The organism is Anaerotignum sp. (assembly GCF_051877975.1).
In the GTDB taxonomy this organism is placed as follows: Bacteria; Bacillota; Clostridia; order Lachnospirales; family Anaerotignaceae; genus Anaerotignum_A.
Window position 1 is genome coordinate 25,721 of record NZ_JBJEJK010000039.1, and the last position, 16,839, is coordinate 42,559.

A 16,839-nucleotide genomic window follows, 5' to 3' on the forward strand; every position below is an offset into this window, starting at 1 on the left:
AATGTGAAAAATATCTTGGAAAGGAAGAAAAACTATGGATTTGACAACCGTAAAATCTATCTACCGCAACACAGCGGAGTATGCCAATAAAGAAGTGACCCTGGGCGGCTGGATCCGCACCATGCGTGTCTCCAAAAACTTCGGCTTCATCGAACTGAACGATGGCTCTTTCTTTAAGAACATCCAGATTGTATTTGAAGCGGAAAAGCTCTCCAACTACGAAGAAATTTCCAAACAGAACGTTGGCGCAGCCCTGATCGTAAAAGGTCTCTTGGTGGAAACCCCCGAAGCAAAGCAGCCCTTTGAGATCAAAGCCACGGAAATCGCCGTGGAAGGAACCTCTACACCCGATTACCCTCTGCAGAAAAAACGCCACTCTGTGGAATTCCTGCGGGAAATTGCTTATCTGCGCCCCAGAACAAACCTGTTCTCCGCAACCTTCCGTGTACGCAGCTTGATCGCCATGGCGATTCATGAATTTTTCCAGGGCAAGGGCTTCGTTTATGCCCACACCCCCATCATCACAGGCTCTGACTGTGAAGGTGCCGGTGAAATGTTCCGTGTGACCACACTGGATCTGGAAAACCTGCCCCGTACAGAGGACGGCAAGGTAGACTATTCCAAAGACTTCTTCGGCAAAGAAACAAACCTGACAGTATCCGGTCAGCTTTCCGCAGAAACTTTTGCCATGGCCTTCCGCAATGTTTATACCTTCGGCCCTACTTTCCGTGCGGAAAATTCCAATACCACAAGACATGCGGCGGAATTTTGGATGATTGAGCCCGAAATGGCCTTTGCCGATCTGAATGATAACATGGAAATCGCCGAAGAAATGCTGAAATACATTATCCAGTATGTGCTGGACAATGCTCCCGAAGAAATGGAATTCTTCAACAGCTTTGTGGATAAAGGCCTGCTGGAAAGACTGGATAATATCCTGAACAATGAATTTGGCAGAGTGACTTATACAGAAGCTGTGGAACTGCTGAAAAAATCCGGTCATAAGTTTGAATACCCCGTAGAATGGGGCATCGATCTGCAGACAGAGCATGAACGCTACCTGACAGAAGAGATCTTTAAGAAACCCGTATTCGTAACAGATTATCCTGTAGAAATCAAAGCTTTCTATATGCGCCTGAATGATGACGGCAAGACTGTAGCGGCTATGGACCTGCTGGTGCCCGGCGTCGGCGAAATCATCGGCGGCAGCCAGAGAGAAGAAAGACTGGAGGTTCTGGAAGCCCGTATGAACGAACTGGGGCTGAAAAAAGAGGATTACTGGTGGTATCTGGATCTGCGGAAATACGGCGGCACCAGACACGCCGGCTTCGGCCTGGGCTTTGAACGTGCGGTTATGTATCTGACAGGTGTCGGCAATATCCGTGACGTACTGCCTTACCCCAGAACTGTGAAAAACGCTGAATTCTAAACGCTCTTGCGTAAAAAAGTTTGCATCGGAAGGTGCAAACTTTTTTTGTGGAACCTTCCGCTGTCATGGATTCAAAAGGAGAGTTGAAATGGTAAAATCGATTGTAAAAGATGAATTTTTCTTGAAGCAGAAATCTCTGCCTGCTACAAAAGCCGATCAGCAGGTGATGCAGGATCTGCTGGATACGCTGAAAGCCAATGAAGCCGGGTGTGTCGGCCTTGCTGCCAATATGATCGGTGTGAAAAAATGTATCATTGCGGTAAATATGGGGTTTATGAATGTAGCTATGATTAACCCTGTCATTGTGGCAAAAAGCGGCCCCTATGAAGCGGAGGAGGGCTGCCTTTCCCTGGCAGGCACCCGCAAAACTACCAGATATCAGGAAATTGAGGTGGAATATCTGGATGCTTCCTGGAGGCAGCAGCGGCACAAATTTTCCGGATGGGTAGCGGAGATCATCCAGCATGAGATCGACCACTGCAGCGGCATCCTTATCTGAGAGCAGAAAACAAGCCTTGGCAAGAGCCAAGGCTTGTTTTCTGCTTATTTGGCGAACATGGAAAGATAGCCCATGACAAATACGAACAGGATGATGAGAGGCAGGATATATTTGATATACAGACGGATGGCATTGGGGAATCTGATGCCGCTGCCGGCATTGGCCTCTGCCATGAAGTTATCCCAGCCCCAGCCTATTTTCCAAGAGCAGAACAGGACATAAACGATACTGCCCAAAGGCAGGATATTATTGGATACAATGAAATCCTCCAGATCCAGCACGGAGGAGCCTTCCCCCAGGGGCTGCAGGAAGCTCAGCAGATTGAAGCCCAAAGCACAGGGCAGGCAAAGCAGAATCAAAACGGCTATATGGATGGCAACAATCTTCTTTTTGGGTGCATCTGTCAGATCTGTCCAGAAGGTGATGAGGTTCTGGAATACGCCGATGACGGTGGAGAAAGCTGCAAAGCACATGAACAAGAAGAACAATGTGCCCCACAGGCGTCCGCCGGGCATGGCGTTGAATACATTAGGCAGGGTTACGAAAATCAGCCCGGGGCCTTGGCCGGGGTCAACGCCATAGGCAAAGCAGGCAGGGAAAATGATCAGACCGGCCATCAAAGCCACCGAGGTATCCAGAAGGGTGATACAGATAGCTTCCCCTGTCAGGGAACGGCTGCGGTCGATAAAACTGCCGAAGATTGCCATGGCGCCCATGCCAATGCTCAGTGTGAAGAAAGCCTGGCTCATGGCGGCAAAAAGCACTTCTGTCAGCCCATATTCCATCAGCTTGGAAAAATCGGGGTAGAGATAGAAACGCAGGCCTTCCTCGCCCCCTGCCAGAAAGAAGGAACGGACAGCCAACACTACCATCAATGCCAGCAGAGCCAGCATCATGACCTTTGTAATCTTTTCTACGCCGTTTTGCAGACCTTTGCCGACGATGAGCATACAGCCGATGACAACGGCGATCATAAACCCGACATTGATAGAGGGGCTTGCCAATGTGCTGCCAAAGGCGGCGCCAATCCCATCGGCATCCAGCCCGACGAAGCCGCCGGAGGCCATTTTAAAGAAATAATAGACCATCCACCCGGCTACGGTGGTGTAAAACATCATCAAAAGATAATTCCCGGCCATAGCGGGATATTTGAACCAGTGCCATTTGCTGCCCTTTGGCTCCAGAATATCCATAGACATGGCGACGCTCTTCTGGCTGGCACGGCCTACGGCAAGCTCTGCTGTCAGCACAGGAATGCCCAGAATGAGCAGGAAAAGAAAATAGATCAGTACAAATGCGGCACCGCCGTATTTTCCGGCGATATAAGGGAATTTCCATACATTGCCCAGGCCGATGGCACAGCCGGCGGAAATGAGAAGAAAACCCAGGCGGGATGAGAATTTTTCTCTTTGTTGTTCCATAAATGAATCCTCCTAGTAAACAATGCAATGTCAAATATGTTGTGGGAATGGGTTCAAATGTCTGACAAATTACTTTGATTATAAAAAAATTCCAGCAAGAAAACAATATGTATCGAAAAATTCAATGGGAACAATCGAAAGATTATATTCTGTTGATGCAAGGCGTTGGAATGGAAAAGGGTGGAAATTAAAAGGGAAACAAAGTATACTGAAAGATACAAGAGGAAAAAAGGAGGATGATTCGATGAAATTCGATTTTACAGCTTTATTGCAAAATGAAATCAGACCCGCGCTGGGCTGCACCGAGGTAGGGGCTGTGGCTTTGGCGGCGGCAAGGGCTTATGCTGCGGTAGGCGGTACGCTGCTGCATATCCAGATGACAATGAATGGCGGGATGTATAAGAATGCCTTTTCCTGCGCCATTCCCGGCACGGTGGAATATGGCTGCGAACTGGCGGCAGCCCTGGGGGCATATGCCGGCAACTGGGAGCTGGGGCTGGAAGTGCTGGAAGGCGTTACGGATGCCCATGTGGCACAGCTAAGAGAAATGCAGATTCCGGTAGAGATCGCAGTAGATGAAACGAAGGAAAACATCTATATTCTGGCGGAAGTGACCACGACAAAAGGCGTTGGTATTTGCCGCATTGAGGATTTTCATGCGAATATTGTTTTTGTGGCGAAGGATGACGAAGTGCTGTTTGAAGCGGAAAAAGCAGAAGCGGAAGAAACCGGCGAATCCTTTGACTTTACGGATGTGACGATTGCGGATTTGTTTGACTACGCAAAGGAAGCACCCCTCGAACATCTGGACTGCATCAAAGGCTTGATTCAGATGAACTGCGATTTGGCGGCAGAGGGCGAAAAAGGCGCAGGGCTGAAAATTTGGAAAACATTGTCCGCGTTCCAGCAGAAAGGTGAGCTGGGCGGCAAAGATGTGATTTATGATGCGCAGCGGATGACCTGCTCTGCCATGGATGCCCGTATGGGCGGGATGCCCTATCCTGCGATGAGTATTGTTGGCAGCGGCTCTCATGCCATTGTATGCTCCATGCCGGTTGTGGCGTATGGCAGACACATGGGCAAAACGGAAGAAGAAATCATCCGTGCGGTGACATTGAGCGGTCTGGTGACGATTTACAGCAAACATTACACCGGCAGATTGTCCGCCCTTTGCGGCTGCGTATTGGGCGGCGGCAGCGGTGCGGCGGCTGGTATTGTTTATCTGATGGGCGGCACAGCGAAAGAAGCCTGTGCGGCGATGGACCACATGGCGGCGAACCTGACGGGCATGATTTGCGATGGCGGCAGCCCCGGCTGTTCCCTGAAAGCGTCTGCGGGGGTATATTCTGCGTATCTTTCCGCCATGCTGGCCATGGAAGGGATTGCGATCCCCCATAATTTTGGCGTGGTTGGCTCGTCCGCAGAGCAGACGGAAAAAAATCTGGGCAGAATTTCCGATGAAGGCATGGTGCCCATGGATGCCACCATTATCGACGTGATGCAGCAGGGAAAATAAAGACCTTGGGGACGCTGTCCCCAATACCCCTGCGAGGGGAATTGGTCAAGCATCTTCCCTGCGGGAAGACGGCTGCGCCGCCGCCTTTATCTTGGCGGTGCACATACCCCTCGGCCCCCTATACCGCAGCAGCATGTATATGCTGCTGCAAATGGGGTTCCGAGGGAATCATTCCCTTGGCGGGGTTTGGGGCAGAGCCCTAAAGAAAAAGGTCTTAAAAAAGTGTTGACAGGTCAGATTTTGTATGTTATTATAACTCATGCGTCAGACAGATGCAGCCTATGCCCAGATAGCTCAGTTGGTAGAGCAGCGGACTGAAAATCCGCGTGTCACTGGTTCGATTCCGGTTCTGGGCATTTTTTTTGCAGTACACATTAAAATCCTACTACTCTAAAAAAGGAAGCAGTTCGCTTCCTTTTTTCCTATATGCAGAAGTGGGAGGATTCGGAAATGTAAAAGTCAGCATAATTTGTAAAGGGCATCTTGCACGAAACGATCTGACTTTTTCTTTTATTGCAATCATGAAAAAAGCTGAAAGGTATAAAACACCTGAGTTTTTTTCGCAGGAGGGCAGAGATGCCCCGGAAAGGCGGTGCGGATATGAAAAAAACAGACCTGCTCCTTGTTGTGCTGGCGCTGATCGCGGCGGCGGGCATTTATCTTTTCTATTCCGCAGGGGCAGAAAAGGGCAAAGGTGTAGAGGTTACTGTGGACGGCGAAAGCAAGGCTTTCCTTCCGCTGGATCAGGATGACAGCATCCGCATCGATACAGAGGATGGCTATAATATTGTGACGGTTCGCAATGGCGAAGTGATGGTGACAGAAGCCGATTGCCGTGACCAGATCTGCGTGGAGCATAAAAAAATCAGAAAAACAGGGGAGACCATCGTTTGTCTGCCCCATAAGCTGGTTGTAACGATCACGGGGGATGAACCGGGGGATTTTGATGCGGTGGTGATGTAAATTGGATCATAAAAAAATTCCATATTATGGCCTGTTTGCCGCCTTGGCGATCTTGATGGGCTATGTGGAAATGCTCATTCCCATCCCGGTTCCCATTCCCGGGGTAAAGCTGGGCCTAGCAAATGTCATTATTGTTATTATGATGTATTTTATGGATACGAAAAGTGCGTTTTTCGTTTCCTTGATCCGTGTGATCCTGTCGGGGCTTTTATTTGCGGGCTTTGCGGGGCTCCTCTACAGCCTGGCGGGGGCAATGCTCAGCTTCCTTGTGATGGCTCTTTTGAAAAAGACGGATCAATTCAGCATTGTGGGGGTCTCCATCGCCGGCGGGGTGTTCCATAATGTGGGGCAGATCATCGTAGCGGCTCTGGCGGTGGAAAATGTGCGGATGGCCTATTATCTGCCTTTTCTTCTGGTTTCCGGCGTGGTGACAGGGCTGCTGATCGGCGTTGTGGCAAAGACAGCACTGGGGTATCTGAAACGATGACCATACTGCATACAAACGCACGAAAATAGCGGAAAAACCCTGCGAAAATTGACGAAACCTACAAAAAGACAAAAATTCGAAAACCCCCCCTTGAATGGGGGGCTTTTTAGTGTTAAAATCATTGTCACACTTAAATGTAATCAAAATGGCGTGCTATATATTAAAATCAAAAAGATTATAGGAGGAGAAAGAAAAATGGCAACTTATTTCACAGAACCATCCAGAACCTTCAGCGAATTTTTGCTGGTACCCGGCTATTCTTCTAAAGAATGTATGGTGGACAATGTCAGTTTGAAAACACCTGTTGTAAAATTCAAAAAAGGTGAAAAGCCCGCATTGGAAATGAATATCCCTCTGGTATCCGCAGTCATGCAGGCGGTTTCCGATGATAGAATGGCAGTGGCTCTGGCGAAAGAAGGCGGCATTTCCTTTATTTTTGGCTCTCAGCCCATCGAAAGCCAGGCGGCAATGGTGGCAAAGGCGAAGGCATATAAGGCTGGTTTTGTTATCAGCGATTCCAATGTGAGCCCTGAAAGCACATTGAATGATATTCTGAAGCTGAAAGCAAGAACAGGCCATTCCACAGTAGCCGTAACCACAGACGGCACAGCCCAGGGCAAGCTGGTAGGCCTGGTAACCAGCAGAGATTACCGTGTCAGCCGTATGGAAGGCACAGAGCTGGTAAAGGATTTTATGACACCCATGGATCAGCTGATCTGGGCGCCCTCCGGCACAACTTTAAAAGAAGCAAACAATATCATTTGGGATAACAAGATCAATCAGCTGCCTATCGTAGATGCAGAAGGCAGATTGGAATATCTGGTATTCCGCAAAGACTATGACAGCCATAAAGTAAATTCCAACGAACTGCTGGATGCGGACAAGCGTTATGTAATCGGCGCCGGTATCAACACAAGAGACTTTAAGGAAAGAGTTCCTGCCCTGGTGGAAGCAGGTGTAGATATCCTGTGCATCGACTCTTCCGAAGGCTACAGCGAATGGCAGAAAGATACACTGGACTGGATCAGAGAAACCTACGGCGATACAGTTAAGATCGGTGCCGGCAACGTAGTAGACGCAGAAGGCTTCCGTTTCCTGGCAGACTGCGGCGCAGACTTTGTAAAGGTCGGCATCGGCGGCGGTTCTATCTGTATCACCCGTGAGCAGAAGGGCATCGGCCGCGGACAGGCTTCCGCAGTCATCGAAGTGGCAAAGGCAAGAGATGAATACTTTGAAGAAACAGGGGTTTATGTTCCCATCTGTTCCGATGGCGGTATCGTATACGATTATCACATGACACTGGCCTTGGCCATGGGTGCAGATTTCATCATGCTGGGCAGATACTTCGCTCGTTTCGATGAATCCCCTACTAATAAAGTAAACATCAACGGCTCCTATATGAAGGAATACTGGGGCGAAGGCTCTGCAAGAGCAAGAAACTGGCAGAGATATGATATGGGCGGCGACGCAAAGCTTTCCTTTGAAGAAGGCGTTGACTCCTATGTTCCCTACGCAGGCAGCCTGCACGATAATGTTGGCCTGTCCCTGAAGAAGGTAAAATCCACTATGTGCAACTGTGGTGTGCTTTCTATTCCTGAACTGCAGGAAAAAGCAAAGATCACTGTAATTTCCACCACATCCCTGGTAGAAGGCGGTGCCCACGACGTATTGCTGAAAGACAGCGCACAGATCAAATAAGAATCAAAAAAATTGCCCCGAATCTGAGAAGATTCGGGGTTTTTATGATATATTGCCGTAATTTGCTGAAATCTCTTGACAGATAAATAGATAGAGCATAAAATTTAAAGGAGTAGTTTGCAGAAGCGTTTCCCCGGGGAAATCGCTCCATAGGCAAACTTCTTTTTTTGCTGGGGAAAGTTCCGGCATGTGAAGGGCGGCGGTCGTTGAAAAATGACCGATTTTTATATATTGTAAGGTGAAAAAATATGATAAGGAGGAATTTGGAAAATGGAAAACAATAAAATGGGCGTTATGCCCGTCAATCGGCTCCTGCTTTCCATGGCACTGCCTATGATGGCATCCATGCTGGTGCAGGCGCTCTATAATATCGTGGACAGTATGTTTGTTGCCCAGCTGAGCGAAAATGCCCTGACGGCGGTTTCTTTGGCCTTTCCTGCGCAGAATCTGATGATTGCTGTGGGGACCGGTACCGGCGTTGGTATCAATGCGCTGGTTTCCCGTTCCTTGGGGGAAAAGAACCGGGAACGGGCCAATCTGATTGCCAATAATGGTATGATGCTGCTGTTTATCAGTTCTTTGGTATTTGCGGTGCTGGCTATCTTCGGCAGCGGGTTTTATTTCCGTGCCCAAACCAATGATGCAGAGATCGTACAGCTGGGGGTAGATTATCTCCGGATTGTTTTGGGGTTATCCATGGGGACGTTCCTGCAGTTCGCCTTTGAACGTATCCTGCAGGCAACGGGCCGTACCATCTTTACTATGTGTACCCAGGGGATTGGTGCGATTATCAATATTGTGCTGGACCCGATCTTGATCTTTGGTCTGTTTGGCATGCCTGCGCTGGGGGTAAAGGGGGCGGCCTTGGCCACCATCACGGGGCAGTTTGTAGCAGCCTTTTTGGCCTTTGTTTTCAATAAAAAGAAAAATGATGATATTGTCATCAATCCGTTCCGGTATCGCTTGAATGGGGCTGCTGTGAAAAATATCTACGCCATTGGGGTTCCTTCCATCTGTATGGCATCCATCAGCTCTGTGATGACCTTTGGCATGAATAAGATTCTGATTGCGTTTACCTCTACGGCAACGGCGGTTTTTGGTGTATATTTCAAGCTGCAGAGCTTCATCTTCATGCCTGTATTTGGCTTGAACAATGGGATGGTGCCCATCATTGGCTTCAACTACGGCGCAAGAAAACCGGAGCGAATCACCCGCACCATGAAGCTGAGTATTTTCTATGCTACAGCCATCATGACAGTGGGCTGCATTGCCATTTGGCTGCTTACAGAGCAGCTGCTGGGGATTTTCAATGCATCTGAAACGATGCTGGAAATCGGTATTCCTGCTTTGCGGACGATTTCCCTGAGCTGGCTGATGGCCGGGTTCAATATCATTTGCTCTTCCACCTTCCAGGCCTTGGGCCATGGTGTGATCAGCCTGTTCATCTCTATTTTGCGTCAGATGATCGTTATTCTGCCGGTGGCATTTATCTTCTCTAAAATCTGGGGCCTGCAGGCTACCTGGCTGGCATTCCCCATCTCCGAAGTGGTGGCAATGCTTTTTACTGCCTTCTGTCTGCAGAAAATCTATGGAAAAGAAATCAAGCCTATGTTTGAAGCCCAAGGGGCAAAGGAAGCGGCAGAAGCTTAAAAAAGAAGAAGGGAATAGAAAGAAAAAAGCGATAAGACCAGCGTCTTATCGCTTTTTTAACGGGTTTTTCCCATTATTCTTCGGGGGAAATCATCAGAGCGAAATCCAGCCATTCTGCCACCAGGGCGAACAGCTTATCCTCATCATCCAGGGCATCCATAGTATCTTCATCACTGCTTTCAAAGGTCAGCATGTGTCTGCCGTATTCATCGTAGAAATCTGCCTGCCAGTCTTCCTGTACCCGGCGGTATTTTTTCAGATAGTAAACGATTTCCTCGGTATTGGTATATCTGTATTTATCATGTCTCATATTTTTGACCTCCTTCGGGGGAATTTTCTTTCTCTTTTTTTTATCATACCAAAAAAACCGCGGAAAAAAAAGAGAGAAACGGGAAAAATACTGCTTTGTATAATTGGGAGGGAACCGGGCTATAGTATCCTGTAAAGAAATTTTTACTTGCTTTTGGCGAAACAGTGTGGTAGAATCATTCAATAATGAAAGGGAGTAGCTTGCGGGAAACCGTTGCCAGCGTTCGTCATCCCGGTCTGCAAAGATCCGGACGCTGTCCGATAGAAAGGCCATGCGGTCGTCTGAGAAGCAAGACTTTTATTGCACTGTTATTTTGGTGCAATGAAAGTCTTTTTTATTTGCTGTGAAAGCACCGCCGATGGGAACCAGCAGAAATTTCTGTGGGGAGAGGCCCTGCGGATGGCAGGCTTTTATGGAAAAGGAGACTCAGCACCGGATGTATCGAAAGGAGAATGTTTATGGAACAGCTTTGGCGGAAGAAGAAAGAGGAATTATTTGCGGGCTTTGCCACCGGTGAACATGGCCTGAGCGGCAGTGAGGCCGCATCCCGCTTGGAAAAATACGGGGAAAATAAATTGAAGGAAGGCAAGCAGAAGGGCGTATTGCAGGTCTTTGCGGAGCAGTTTGCCGATCTGCTGGTGGTCATCCTTATCATTGCTGCCATCATTTCCGCATTGACCGGGGGCTTGGAAGGTACTATTGTTATCATTGCCGTATTGGTTATGAATGCCATTTTAGGCACAGTGCAGCATTTCAAGGCGCAGAAATCCCTGGACAGCCTGAAAGCCATGAGTGCACCCCATGCCAGAGTCATCCGCGGCGGGGATAAGATGGAGATTTCTTCTATTGATATCGTACCCGGCGATATTCTGCTTTTAGAGGCGGGGGACGTTGCGGCGGCCGATGGCCGTATTCTGGAAAATTATTCCCTGCAGGTCAATGAAAGCGCATTGACCGGGGAATCGGAAAATGTCAATAAAATCGATGAAGCCATTGAAAAAGAGGAGCTGCCCTTGGGTGACCGCCTGAATATGGTCTATAGCGGCTCTTTGGTTTCCTATGGTCGTGCTGTGGTTTTGGTTACTGCCACGGGAATGGATACAGAAATGGGGAAGATAGCCCATCTGATGGAATCCGCCCAGGAAAAAACAACGCCCCTGCAGCGGAGTCTGGATGATTTTTCTAAAAAGCTGTCCGTCATCATTCTTGCGATTTGTGCCGTGGTATTTGCCTTGGGCGTTTGGAGAAATATGGGCATTGGGGATGCCTTGATGTTTGCAGTGGCCCTGGCAGTGGCTGCCATTCCAGAAGCCCTCAGTTCCATCGTTACCATTGGCCTTGCCATTGGCACCCAGAAGATGGCAAAGGAAAACGCTATCATCAAAAAACTGCGGGCAGTGGAATCTCTCGGTTCTGTTTCTGTCATCTGTTCCGATAAAACCGGGACTTTGACCCAGAACCGCATGACTGTGCAGAAAGCCTTTACCATCGGCAGAGTGTGGGATGCGGAGGGGGCAGATGCCGAGGAATCTCCCCTGAAGGAATTGATTGAGAGCAGTGTCCTTTGCAATGATGGGGCTATCCATGAGGAAAGCCATGTGGGCGACCCCACGGAAACGGCCCTGCTGGCCTTTTGCAGAAAAGCAGGCAGTAATGAAACAGAAGTGCGCCTGAAATATCCCCGTTTAAAGGAACTGCCCTTCGATTCCGACAGAAAATTGATGTCCACCCTTCATCAAATCCATGGGGAATATACATTGCTGACAAAGGGGACGCCGGATGTACTGCTGGCCCGCTGTATCTCTGCCAAGACTTCTGAGGGTATCGTTCCCATGACAGCAGAGCTTTCTCAGGAAATTCATCAGCAGAATGCAGCTTTTTCTTCTCAGGGGCTGCGGGTGCTGGCCTTTGGGGAAAAAATCCTGCCGGAGGACAAAGCCCTGACCTTGGAGGATGAAAAGGACTTAACCTTTGTGGGGCTGATTGCTATGATGGATCCTCCCCGTCCGGAATCGGCGGCGGCTGTGGCAGATTGCCGCCGGGCAGGCATTCGCCCTGTGATGATTACCGGCGACCATAAGGTGACCGCATCGGCCATTGCCAAAGAGATTGGTATTTTGCAGGAGGGTGACCGTGCCGTTGAAGGCTCTGAACTGGAACATATGACCGACGAACAGCTGAAGGAAGAAGTGAAGGAGATTTCCGTTTATGCCAGAGTATCTCCAGAACATAAAATCCGTATCGTGCGGGCTTGGCAGGAAAATGGCTGTATCGCCGCCATGACGGGGGATGGCGTCAATGATGCCCCTGCTCTGAAACAGGCGGATATCGGTATCGCCATGGGTATCACAGGGACAGAAGTTTCTAAGGATGCGGCGGCCATGATTTTGACCGACGATAACTTTGCCACCATCGTAAAAGCCGTTGCCAACGGCAGAAATGTATATACCAATATCAAAAATTCCATCCAGTTCCTGCTGAGCGGCAATCTGGCGGGGATTCTGGTGGTGGTTTTCACCTCCCTGCTGGGGCTGCCTCTGCCCTTTACGGCGGTTCAGCTTTTGTTCATCAACCTGCTGACAGACAGCCTGCCTGCCCTGGCGGTAAATATGGAACAGCCCACAGGCGACCTGCTGAACCAGAAGCCCAGAGACCCCAAGGAGGGGATTCTGACAAAGGATTTTATGAAAAAGCTGGCGGTACAGGGGGGCTTGATTGCCATTGTGACCATGATGGCCTTTTACAGCGGCTTGGCGGTAAGCAATGGGATGGCTTGCACCATGGCCTTTGCGACCCTGTGTCTGGCCCGTCTGTTCCATGGCTTTAACTGCCGCGGCACACGCTCCATTTTCCGCCTGCCCTCCAATCCCTATAGCTGGGGTGCCTTTGCCATTGGTACGGTGCTTTTGATGGCGGTACTGAGTATCACGGGGCTCCATCGGTTGTTTGATATCAGCAATGCCCTGACAGGAATGTATATTTTGAAAATCGTGGGCTTTGCCTTTTTGCCGACCCTTCTGATTCAGTTGAGCAGAGTGGTGAGAGGAAGGTAAGGCTTGCAAGAATTATGACGAAGAAGAGCTGTTTTTATAAGCAGCTCTTTCTTTGGAGATTATGGTTGACAAAAGCAACTATATACGCTATCCTGTTCTTACAAAGGAGAGAAAAGGAGGGGCGGCGTGATGGATGTGCAAAAAATCAGAAGCTTTAACCGATATTACGCCAGAATTCTGGGTATCTTTGATAAAAAATTTCTAGGTATGGATTTTTCTGTAACGGAGGTGCGCATCATTGGCGAGATTGGCAGAAACCCTAAGCTGATGGCGAAGGATTTAGGGTCCTATCTTTCTGTGGATAAAGGCTATATGAGCCGTATGCTGCAAAACTTGGAGAAGCAGGGACTGATTTGGCGGGAAAAATCGGAAAAGGACGCCAGAGAAAAGCATCTGCGCCTGACGGAAGAAGGCGAAAGGTTGAACGATATTTTGGAGGAAAAGGCAGACCAGCGGATTCTCCGCCAGATACAAGGCGTGGACGGGGAAGCATTTCGGGCTTTGCTGGATGCCATGGAAAAAATAGAGGAAATCATGGGACAGCCCGTGGAGGAAAAGGAACAGGGAGGAATTTGAAATGTATCAGTTGAGAAATGTGCAGGCAGGCGAGGAAACCCTCGCTATGGATATCATCAATCAGGCGAAGGCATACCTCAAGGAGCAGGGCATCGACCAGTGGCAGACAGGCTATCCCAACATGGAAGCCATTTTGGGAGATATCGAAAAGCAGAGAGGCTACTTTATCCTAGAGGATGACAGGATTTTCGGCTATGCCTGTGTCGATTACGAAGGAGAACCGGCCTATCAGGAACTGAAAGGACAATGGCTCAGCGGCGCCGATGCCCCTTATGTGGTAGTGCATCGGATGGCATTTTCCAAGGAAAGTCGGGGCAAAGGGCTGGCGGATGTGGCCTTTCGTTTGGTGGCGGAGCAGGCCAAGGCCAAAGGGATTTCCAATTTCCGTGTGGATACGGACGAGGCCAACCAAATCATGCAGCATGTGCTGAAAAAGAACGGCTTTTCCTATTGCGGCGTGATTTGGTTTGACAATAGTGAAAAAATCGCCTTTGAAAAGTTGATTTGATCCAGCGGGAAATGGATTTATATTTTTGCGGAGAAAATATTTTCATCTTTCCTTTCTTATGCTATACTCAAATTTACGAACCAAAGTTTATTCTAAAGAAAAGGAATGATAAAAATGGCAGATAAAATCAGAATCGGTATTTTAGGATACGGCAATCTGGGTAAGGGCGTAGAACTGGCAGTGCGGCAGAACCCCGATATGGAGCTGGCGGCATTCTTCACAAGAAGAGCCCCTGAAAGCCTGAAAACCCAGAGCCCCGAAGTGCCTGTTTACAACGTAAAGGACGCAGTGAGCAAGAAGGACGACATTGATGTGATGATTCTTTGCGGCGGCAGTGCTACAGACCTGCCCGTGCAGAGCCCCGAATATGCAAAATACTTCAATATCGTAGACAGCTTTGACACCCACGCAAAAATTCCCGAACATTTCGCCAATGTAGACGCAAGTGCAAAGGAAGGCGGACATGTGGCATTCATTTCCGTTGGCTGGGATCCCGGTATGTTCAGCATGCAGAGATTGCTGGGCAACTGCATCCTGCCCGAAGGCAAGGATTATACTTTCTGGGGCAGAGGTGTCAGCCAGGGTCATTCCGATGCCATCAGAAGGATCGAAGGCGTGAAAGATGCCAAACAGTATACCGTTCCTGTGGAAACTGCCCTGGAAAGAGTCAGAGCCGGGGAAAATCCTGAACTGACAACCAGAGAAAAACACACCAGAGAATGTTATGTGGTGGCGGAAGAAGGGGCAGATCTGGCAAGAATCGAAAACGAGATCAAAACCATGCCCAACTACTTCGCTGATTATGATACAACGGTGCATTTCATTTCTCAGGAAGAACTGGATCGGGATCATAAGGGCATTCCCCATGGCGGTTTTGTCATCAGAACAGGCAAAACAGGAGTGGATACGAAGCAGATGATTGAATATAAGCTGACACTGGGCTCTAACCCTGAATTTACCTCCAGCGTGATCGTGGCTTACGCAAGAGCGGCTTATAAAATGGCGAAGGAAGGCATGACCGGGGCGAAAACCGTATTTGATGTGGCGCCTGCATACCTGTCTCCTCTGTCCGGAGAAGAACTGAGAAAGCATCTGCTGTAAGACCTTGGGGGCGTCGCCCCCAATACCCCCACAAGGGGCTCAGCCCCTTGACCCGATTTGCAGAAACTAACGTTTCTGCGGGAATTTCATAAGATTTTTTTAAGGATGTCTGAAAAGGCGTCCTTTTTCTTTTTGTTATGGTATAGTGGAAAAAAGGAGGAATGAGAGTATGAAAAGACTGGGCTTTTTACTTTGTTTCATATTGGGGCTGACGGGCTGTAGCGGCAGGAATGAATTTGACATTGGAATCACCGTTCCCGCAGGCAGTGAAAGTATGGTGGTCTATGCGGATGAGCAAATTTCCCCTACGAAAAGCAGCTTCACCGTTTCCGCAGGAGAAGGATTGGGGGATACAGCGGTCTATTTAAAGCCGGTGGAGGTGCAGGAGGAGAATACCTATGAGGAAGGAATATACCTGACACCGGGAGTTCCTGTAAAAATAGAAGCGGAAAAGGGCGGCTGGTTCCGCATTGGCGCTTCCGTACAGAACCCCACGGAGGAGGATATGGAGGTATTCCTGCACGTGGAGGGAGTAGAGGTACGGATAGAATAAGGGGGGATTGTATGTATACGAATAGCAGGGAAGAAGAAGTAAGGCTGCTGAAAAGACTTTGGACTTCACAGCCAACAATATGTCCTAAATGTGGAGGTGCGGAGCTGAAGTATCTTCATAAGAAGGCGAAAAAAAATGATTGTAACTGGCAGTGTCCTGTGTGTGGTGAAATTTATCGAACCATTCGAATGCTGAAGGAACTTCCGGAGGGCTAACGGAAGTGCCGTCTTTTATCTATGAGCGGTACATAAAACGAAATAATGAAGGAATACAGCTGTTATAATGGATAGCTGGGATTGAGGAGGACATCATATTGAATAACCATTTTGAGATGCCGATTGACAACGAAAAATTTCAGAAATTTATCGAGGAATCAAATATATTTGATATGACGAGAGAAAATATGAAAGTATATCTTACAAACTGGTATACCGAGTCTCCGGTTGATTTTATGGAATGTATGAGAGCATCTTTGGAGACGGTTTTGGAAAGATACCATTTTTATAACAATAATGTTTCTTTCTGTAAAGATTTGGAACGGGAATTGGATTATATCAACTGCTGGATTCGCATTACCGATGAAGAAGACAGTCTTTGCTGCGATTATAGAACGATGTATGATTATCAACTGCAAGCATTTGATGATACCATAGGATAAGTGGTTTATCAAAATATAAAGCAAAAAAAGGACGGAATAAATTCCGTCCTTTCAAGTATCTCGAATTAGTCCTGTGTATAGGGCATCAGGGATACGTGTCTTGCTCTCTTGATTGCTGTTGTCAGCGCTCTCTGGTGTTTTGCACAGTTGCCTGTGATTCTTCTGGGAAGGATTTTGCCTCTTTCGGAAACATATCTTCTCAGCTTGCTGATATCTTTGTAATCAATTGTTGTTACTTTATCTGCACAGCACTGGCAAACGCGTTTTTTTCTGCGACCACGTTTTTTAATCATGATTCTAAGTCCTCCTTTTAGAATTTACTATGAAAGTGTTGTCAAGCGGATAGACAGTAGGCAAGCTTGCTTGCACATCTGGCTAGACATTTGACAATCTGACGATATGAGTAAGGCGTAGCCT

16 protein-coding genes and 1 tRNA gene are annotated in these 16,839 nt (G+C 48.3%); 14 read left to right on the plus strand and 3 right to left on the minus strand.

Annotated elements, in window-relative coordinates; all coding sequences use genetic code 11:
- The first annotated feature begins 34 nt into the window (after positions 1-34).
- Positions 35-1,429: an asparagine--tRNA ligase gene (gene asnS, locus ACI39P_RS06635; protein ID WP_439719885.1), complete on the plus strand. Its 1,395-nt coding sequence runs from the start codon at positions 35-37 to the stop codon at positions 1,427-1,429.
- A gap of 88 nt (positions 1,430-1,517) precedes the next feature.
- The gene (locus ACI39P_RS06640) at positions 1,518-1,928 is read left to right on the plus strand and encodes a peptide deformylase (protein ID WP_439719886.1); all 411 of its coding nucleotides are present in this window, start codon (positions 1,518-1,520) and stop codon (positions 1,926-1,928) included.
- A 44-nt stretch (positions 1,929-1,972) separates the two neighbouring features.
- Here the strand turns inward: ACI39P_RS06640 and ACI39P_RS06645 are convergent, their stop codons facing one another.
- On the minus strand, positions 1,973-3,349 hold the full coding sequence (locus ACI39P_RS06645) for a sodium-dependent transporter (protein ID WP_439719887.1): 1,377 nt from the start codon (positions 3,347-3,349) through the stop codon (positions 1,973-1,975).
- Between the two features lie 244 nt (positions 3,350-3,593).
- Between ACI39P_RS06645 and ACI39P_RS06650 the strand changes: the two genes are divergently transcribed.
- The 6 genes from ACI39P_RS06650 to ACI39P_RS06675 all read left to right on the plus strand — a co-directional run bounded on the left by ACI39P_RS06650 (position 3,594) and on the right by ACI39P_RS06675 (position 9,663).
- Entirely contained in the window at positions 3,594-4,865 is a 1,272-nt protein-coding gene (locus ACI39P_RS06650) for an L-serine ammonia-lyase, iron-sulfur-dependent, subunit alpha (protein WP_439719888.1), read from the plus strand.
- Between the two features lie 283 nt (positions 4,866-5,148).
- Positions 5,149-5,221: transfer RNA gene (locus ACI39P_RS06655), tRNA-Phe, on the plus strand.
- Between the two features lie 220 nt (positions 5,222-5,441).
- The gene (locus tag ACI39P_RS06660) at positions 5,442-5,828 is read left to right on the plus strand and encodes a NusG domain II-containing protein (RefSeq protein ID WP_439719889.1); all 387 of its coding nucleotides are present in this window, start codon (positions 5,442-5,444) and stop codon (positions 5,826-5,828) included.
- A gap of 1 nt (position 5,829) precedes the next feature.
- The gene (locus tag ACI39P_RS06665) at positions 5,830-6,315 is read left to right on the plus strand and encodes a Gx transporter family protein (RefSeq protein WP_439719890.1); all 486 of its coding nucleotides are present in this window, start codon (positions 5,830-5,832) and stop codon (positions 6,313-6,315) included.
- A gap of 195 nt (positions 6,316-6,510) precedes the next feature.
- Positions 6,511-8,013, plus strand: coding sequence for an IMP dehydrogenase (locus tag ACI39P_RS06670; RefSeq protein ID WP_439719891.1), 1,503 nt, complete (start codon positions 6,511-6,513; stop codon positions 8,011-8,013).
- A 270-nt stretch (positions 8,014-8,283) separates the two neighbouring features.
- Entirely contained in the window at positions 8,284-9,663 is a 1,380-nt protein-coding gene (locus ACI39P_RS06675; protein WP_439719892.1) for an MATE family efflux transporter, read from the plus strand.
- A 73-nt stretch (positions 9,664-9,736) separates the two neighbouring features.
- On the opposite strand, the gene ACI39P_RS06680 is transcribed toward ACI39P_RS06675, so the two are convergent.
- On the minus strand, positions 9,737-9,973 hold the full coding sequence (locus ACI39P_RS06680) for a hypothetical protein (RefSeq protein ID WP_439719893.1): 237 nt from the start codon (positions 9,971-9,973) through the stop codon (positions 9,737-9,739).
- A gap of 458 nt (positions 9,974-10,431) precedes the next feature.
- Between ACI39P_RS06680 and ACI39P_RS06685 the strand changes: the two genes are divergently transcribed.
- The 6 genes from ACI39P_RS06685 (at position 10,432) to ACI39P_RS06710 (ending at position 16,422) form a co-directional block, all read left to right on the plus strand.
- A complete protein-coding gene (locus ACI39P_RS06685) occupies positions 10,432-13,026 on the plus strand; it encodes an HAD-IC family P-type ATPase (protein ID WP_439719894.1) in 2,595 nt (864 codons plus the stop codon).
- A gap of 129 nt (positions 13,027-13,155) precedes the next feature.
- A complete protein-coding gene (locus tag ACI39P_RS06690) occupies positions 13,156-13,602 on the plus strand; it encodes a MarR family transcriptional regulator (protein ID WP_439719895.1) in 447 nt (148 codons plus the stop codon).
- 1 nt (position 13,603) lies between these two features.
- Entirely contained in the window at positions 13,604-14,110 is a 507-nt protein-coding gene (locus ACI39P_RS06695; protein WP_439719896.1) for a GNAT family N-acetyltransferase, read from the plus strand.
- Between the two features lie 114 nt (positions 14,111-14,224).
- Positions 14,225-15,211 carry a diaminopimelate dehydrogenase gene (locus ACI39P_RS06700; protein WP_439719897.1) on the plus strand — a complete coding sequence of 329 codons (987 nt, stop codon included), beginning with the start codon at positions 14,225-14,227 and terminating at the stop codon, positions 15,209-15,211.
- Between the two features lie 169 nt (positions 15,212-15,380).
- Positions 15,381-15,764, plus strand: a complete 384-nt coding sequence (locus ACI39P_RS06705; protein ID WP_439719898.1) for a hypothetical protein — start codon at positions 15,381-15,383, stop codon at positions 15,762-15,764.
- Between the two features lie 403 nt (positions 15,765-16,167).
- The gene (locus tag ACI39P_RS06710) at positions 16,168-16,422 is read left to right on the plus strand and encodes a hypothetical protein (RefSeq protein ID WP_439719899.1); all 255 of its coding nucleotides are present in this window, start codon (positions 16,168-16,170) and stop codon (positions 16,420-16,422) included.
- 65 nt (positions 16,423-16,487) lie between these two features.
- Here the strand turns inward: ACI39P_RS06710 and rpsR are convergent, their stop codons facing one another.
- On the minus strand, positions 16,488-16,715 hold the full coding sequence (gene rpsR, locus ACI39P_RS06715; RefSeq protein ID WP_439719900.1) for a 30S ribosomal protein S18: 228 nt from the start codon (positions 16,713-16,715) through the stop codon (positions 16,488-16,490).
- Positions 16,716-16,839 lie beyond the last annotated feature (124 nt).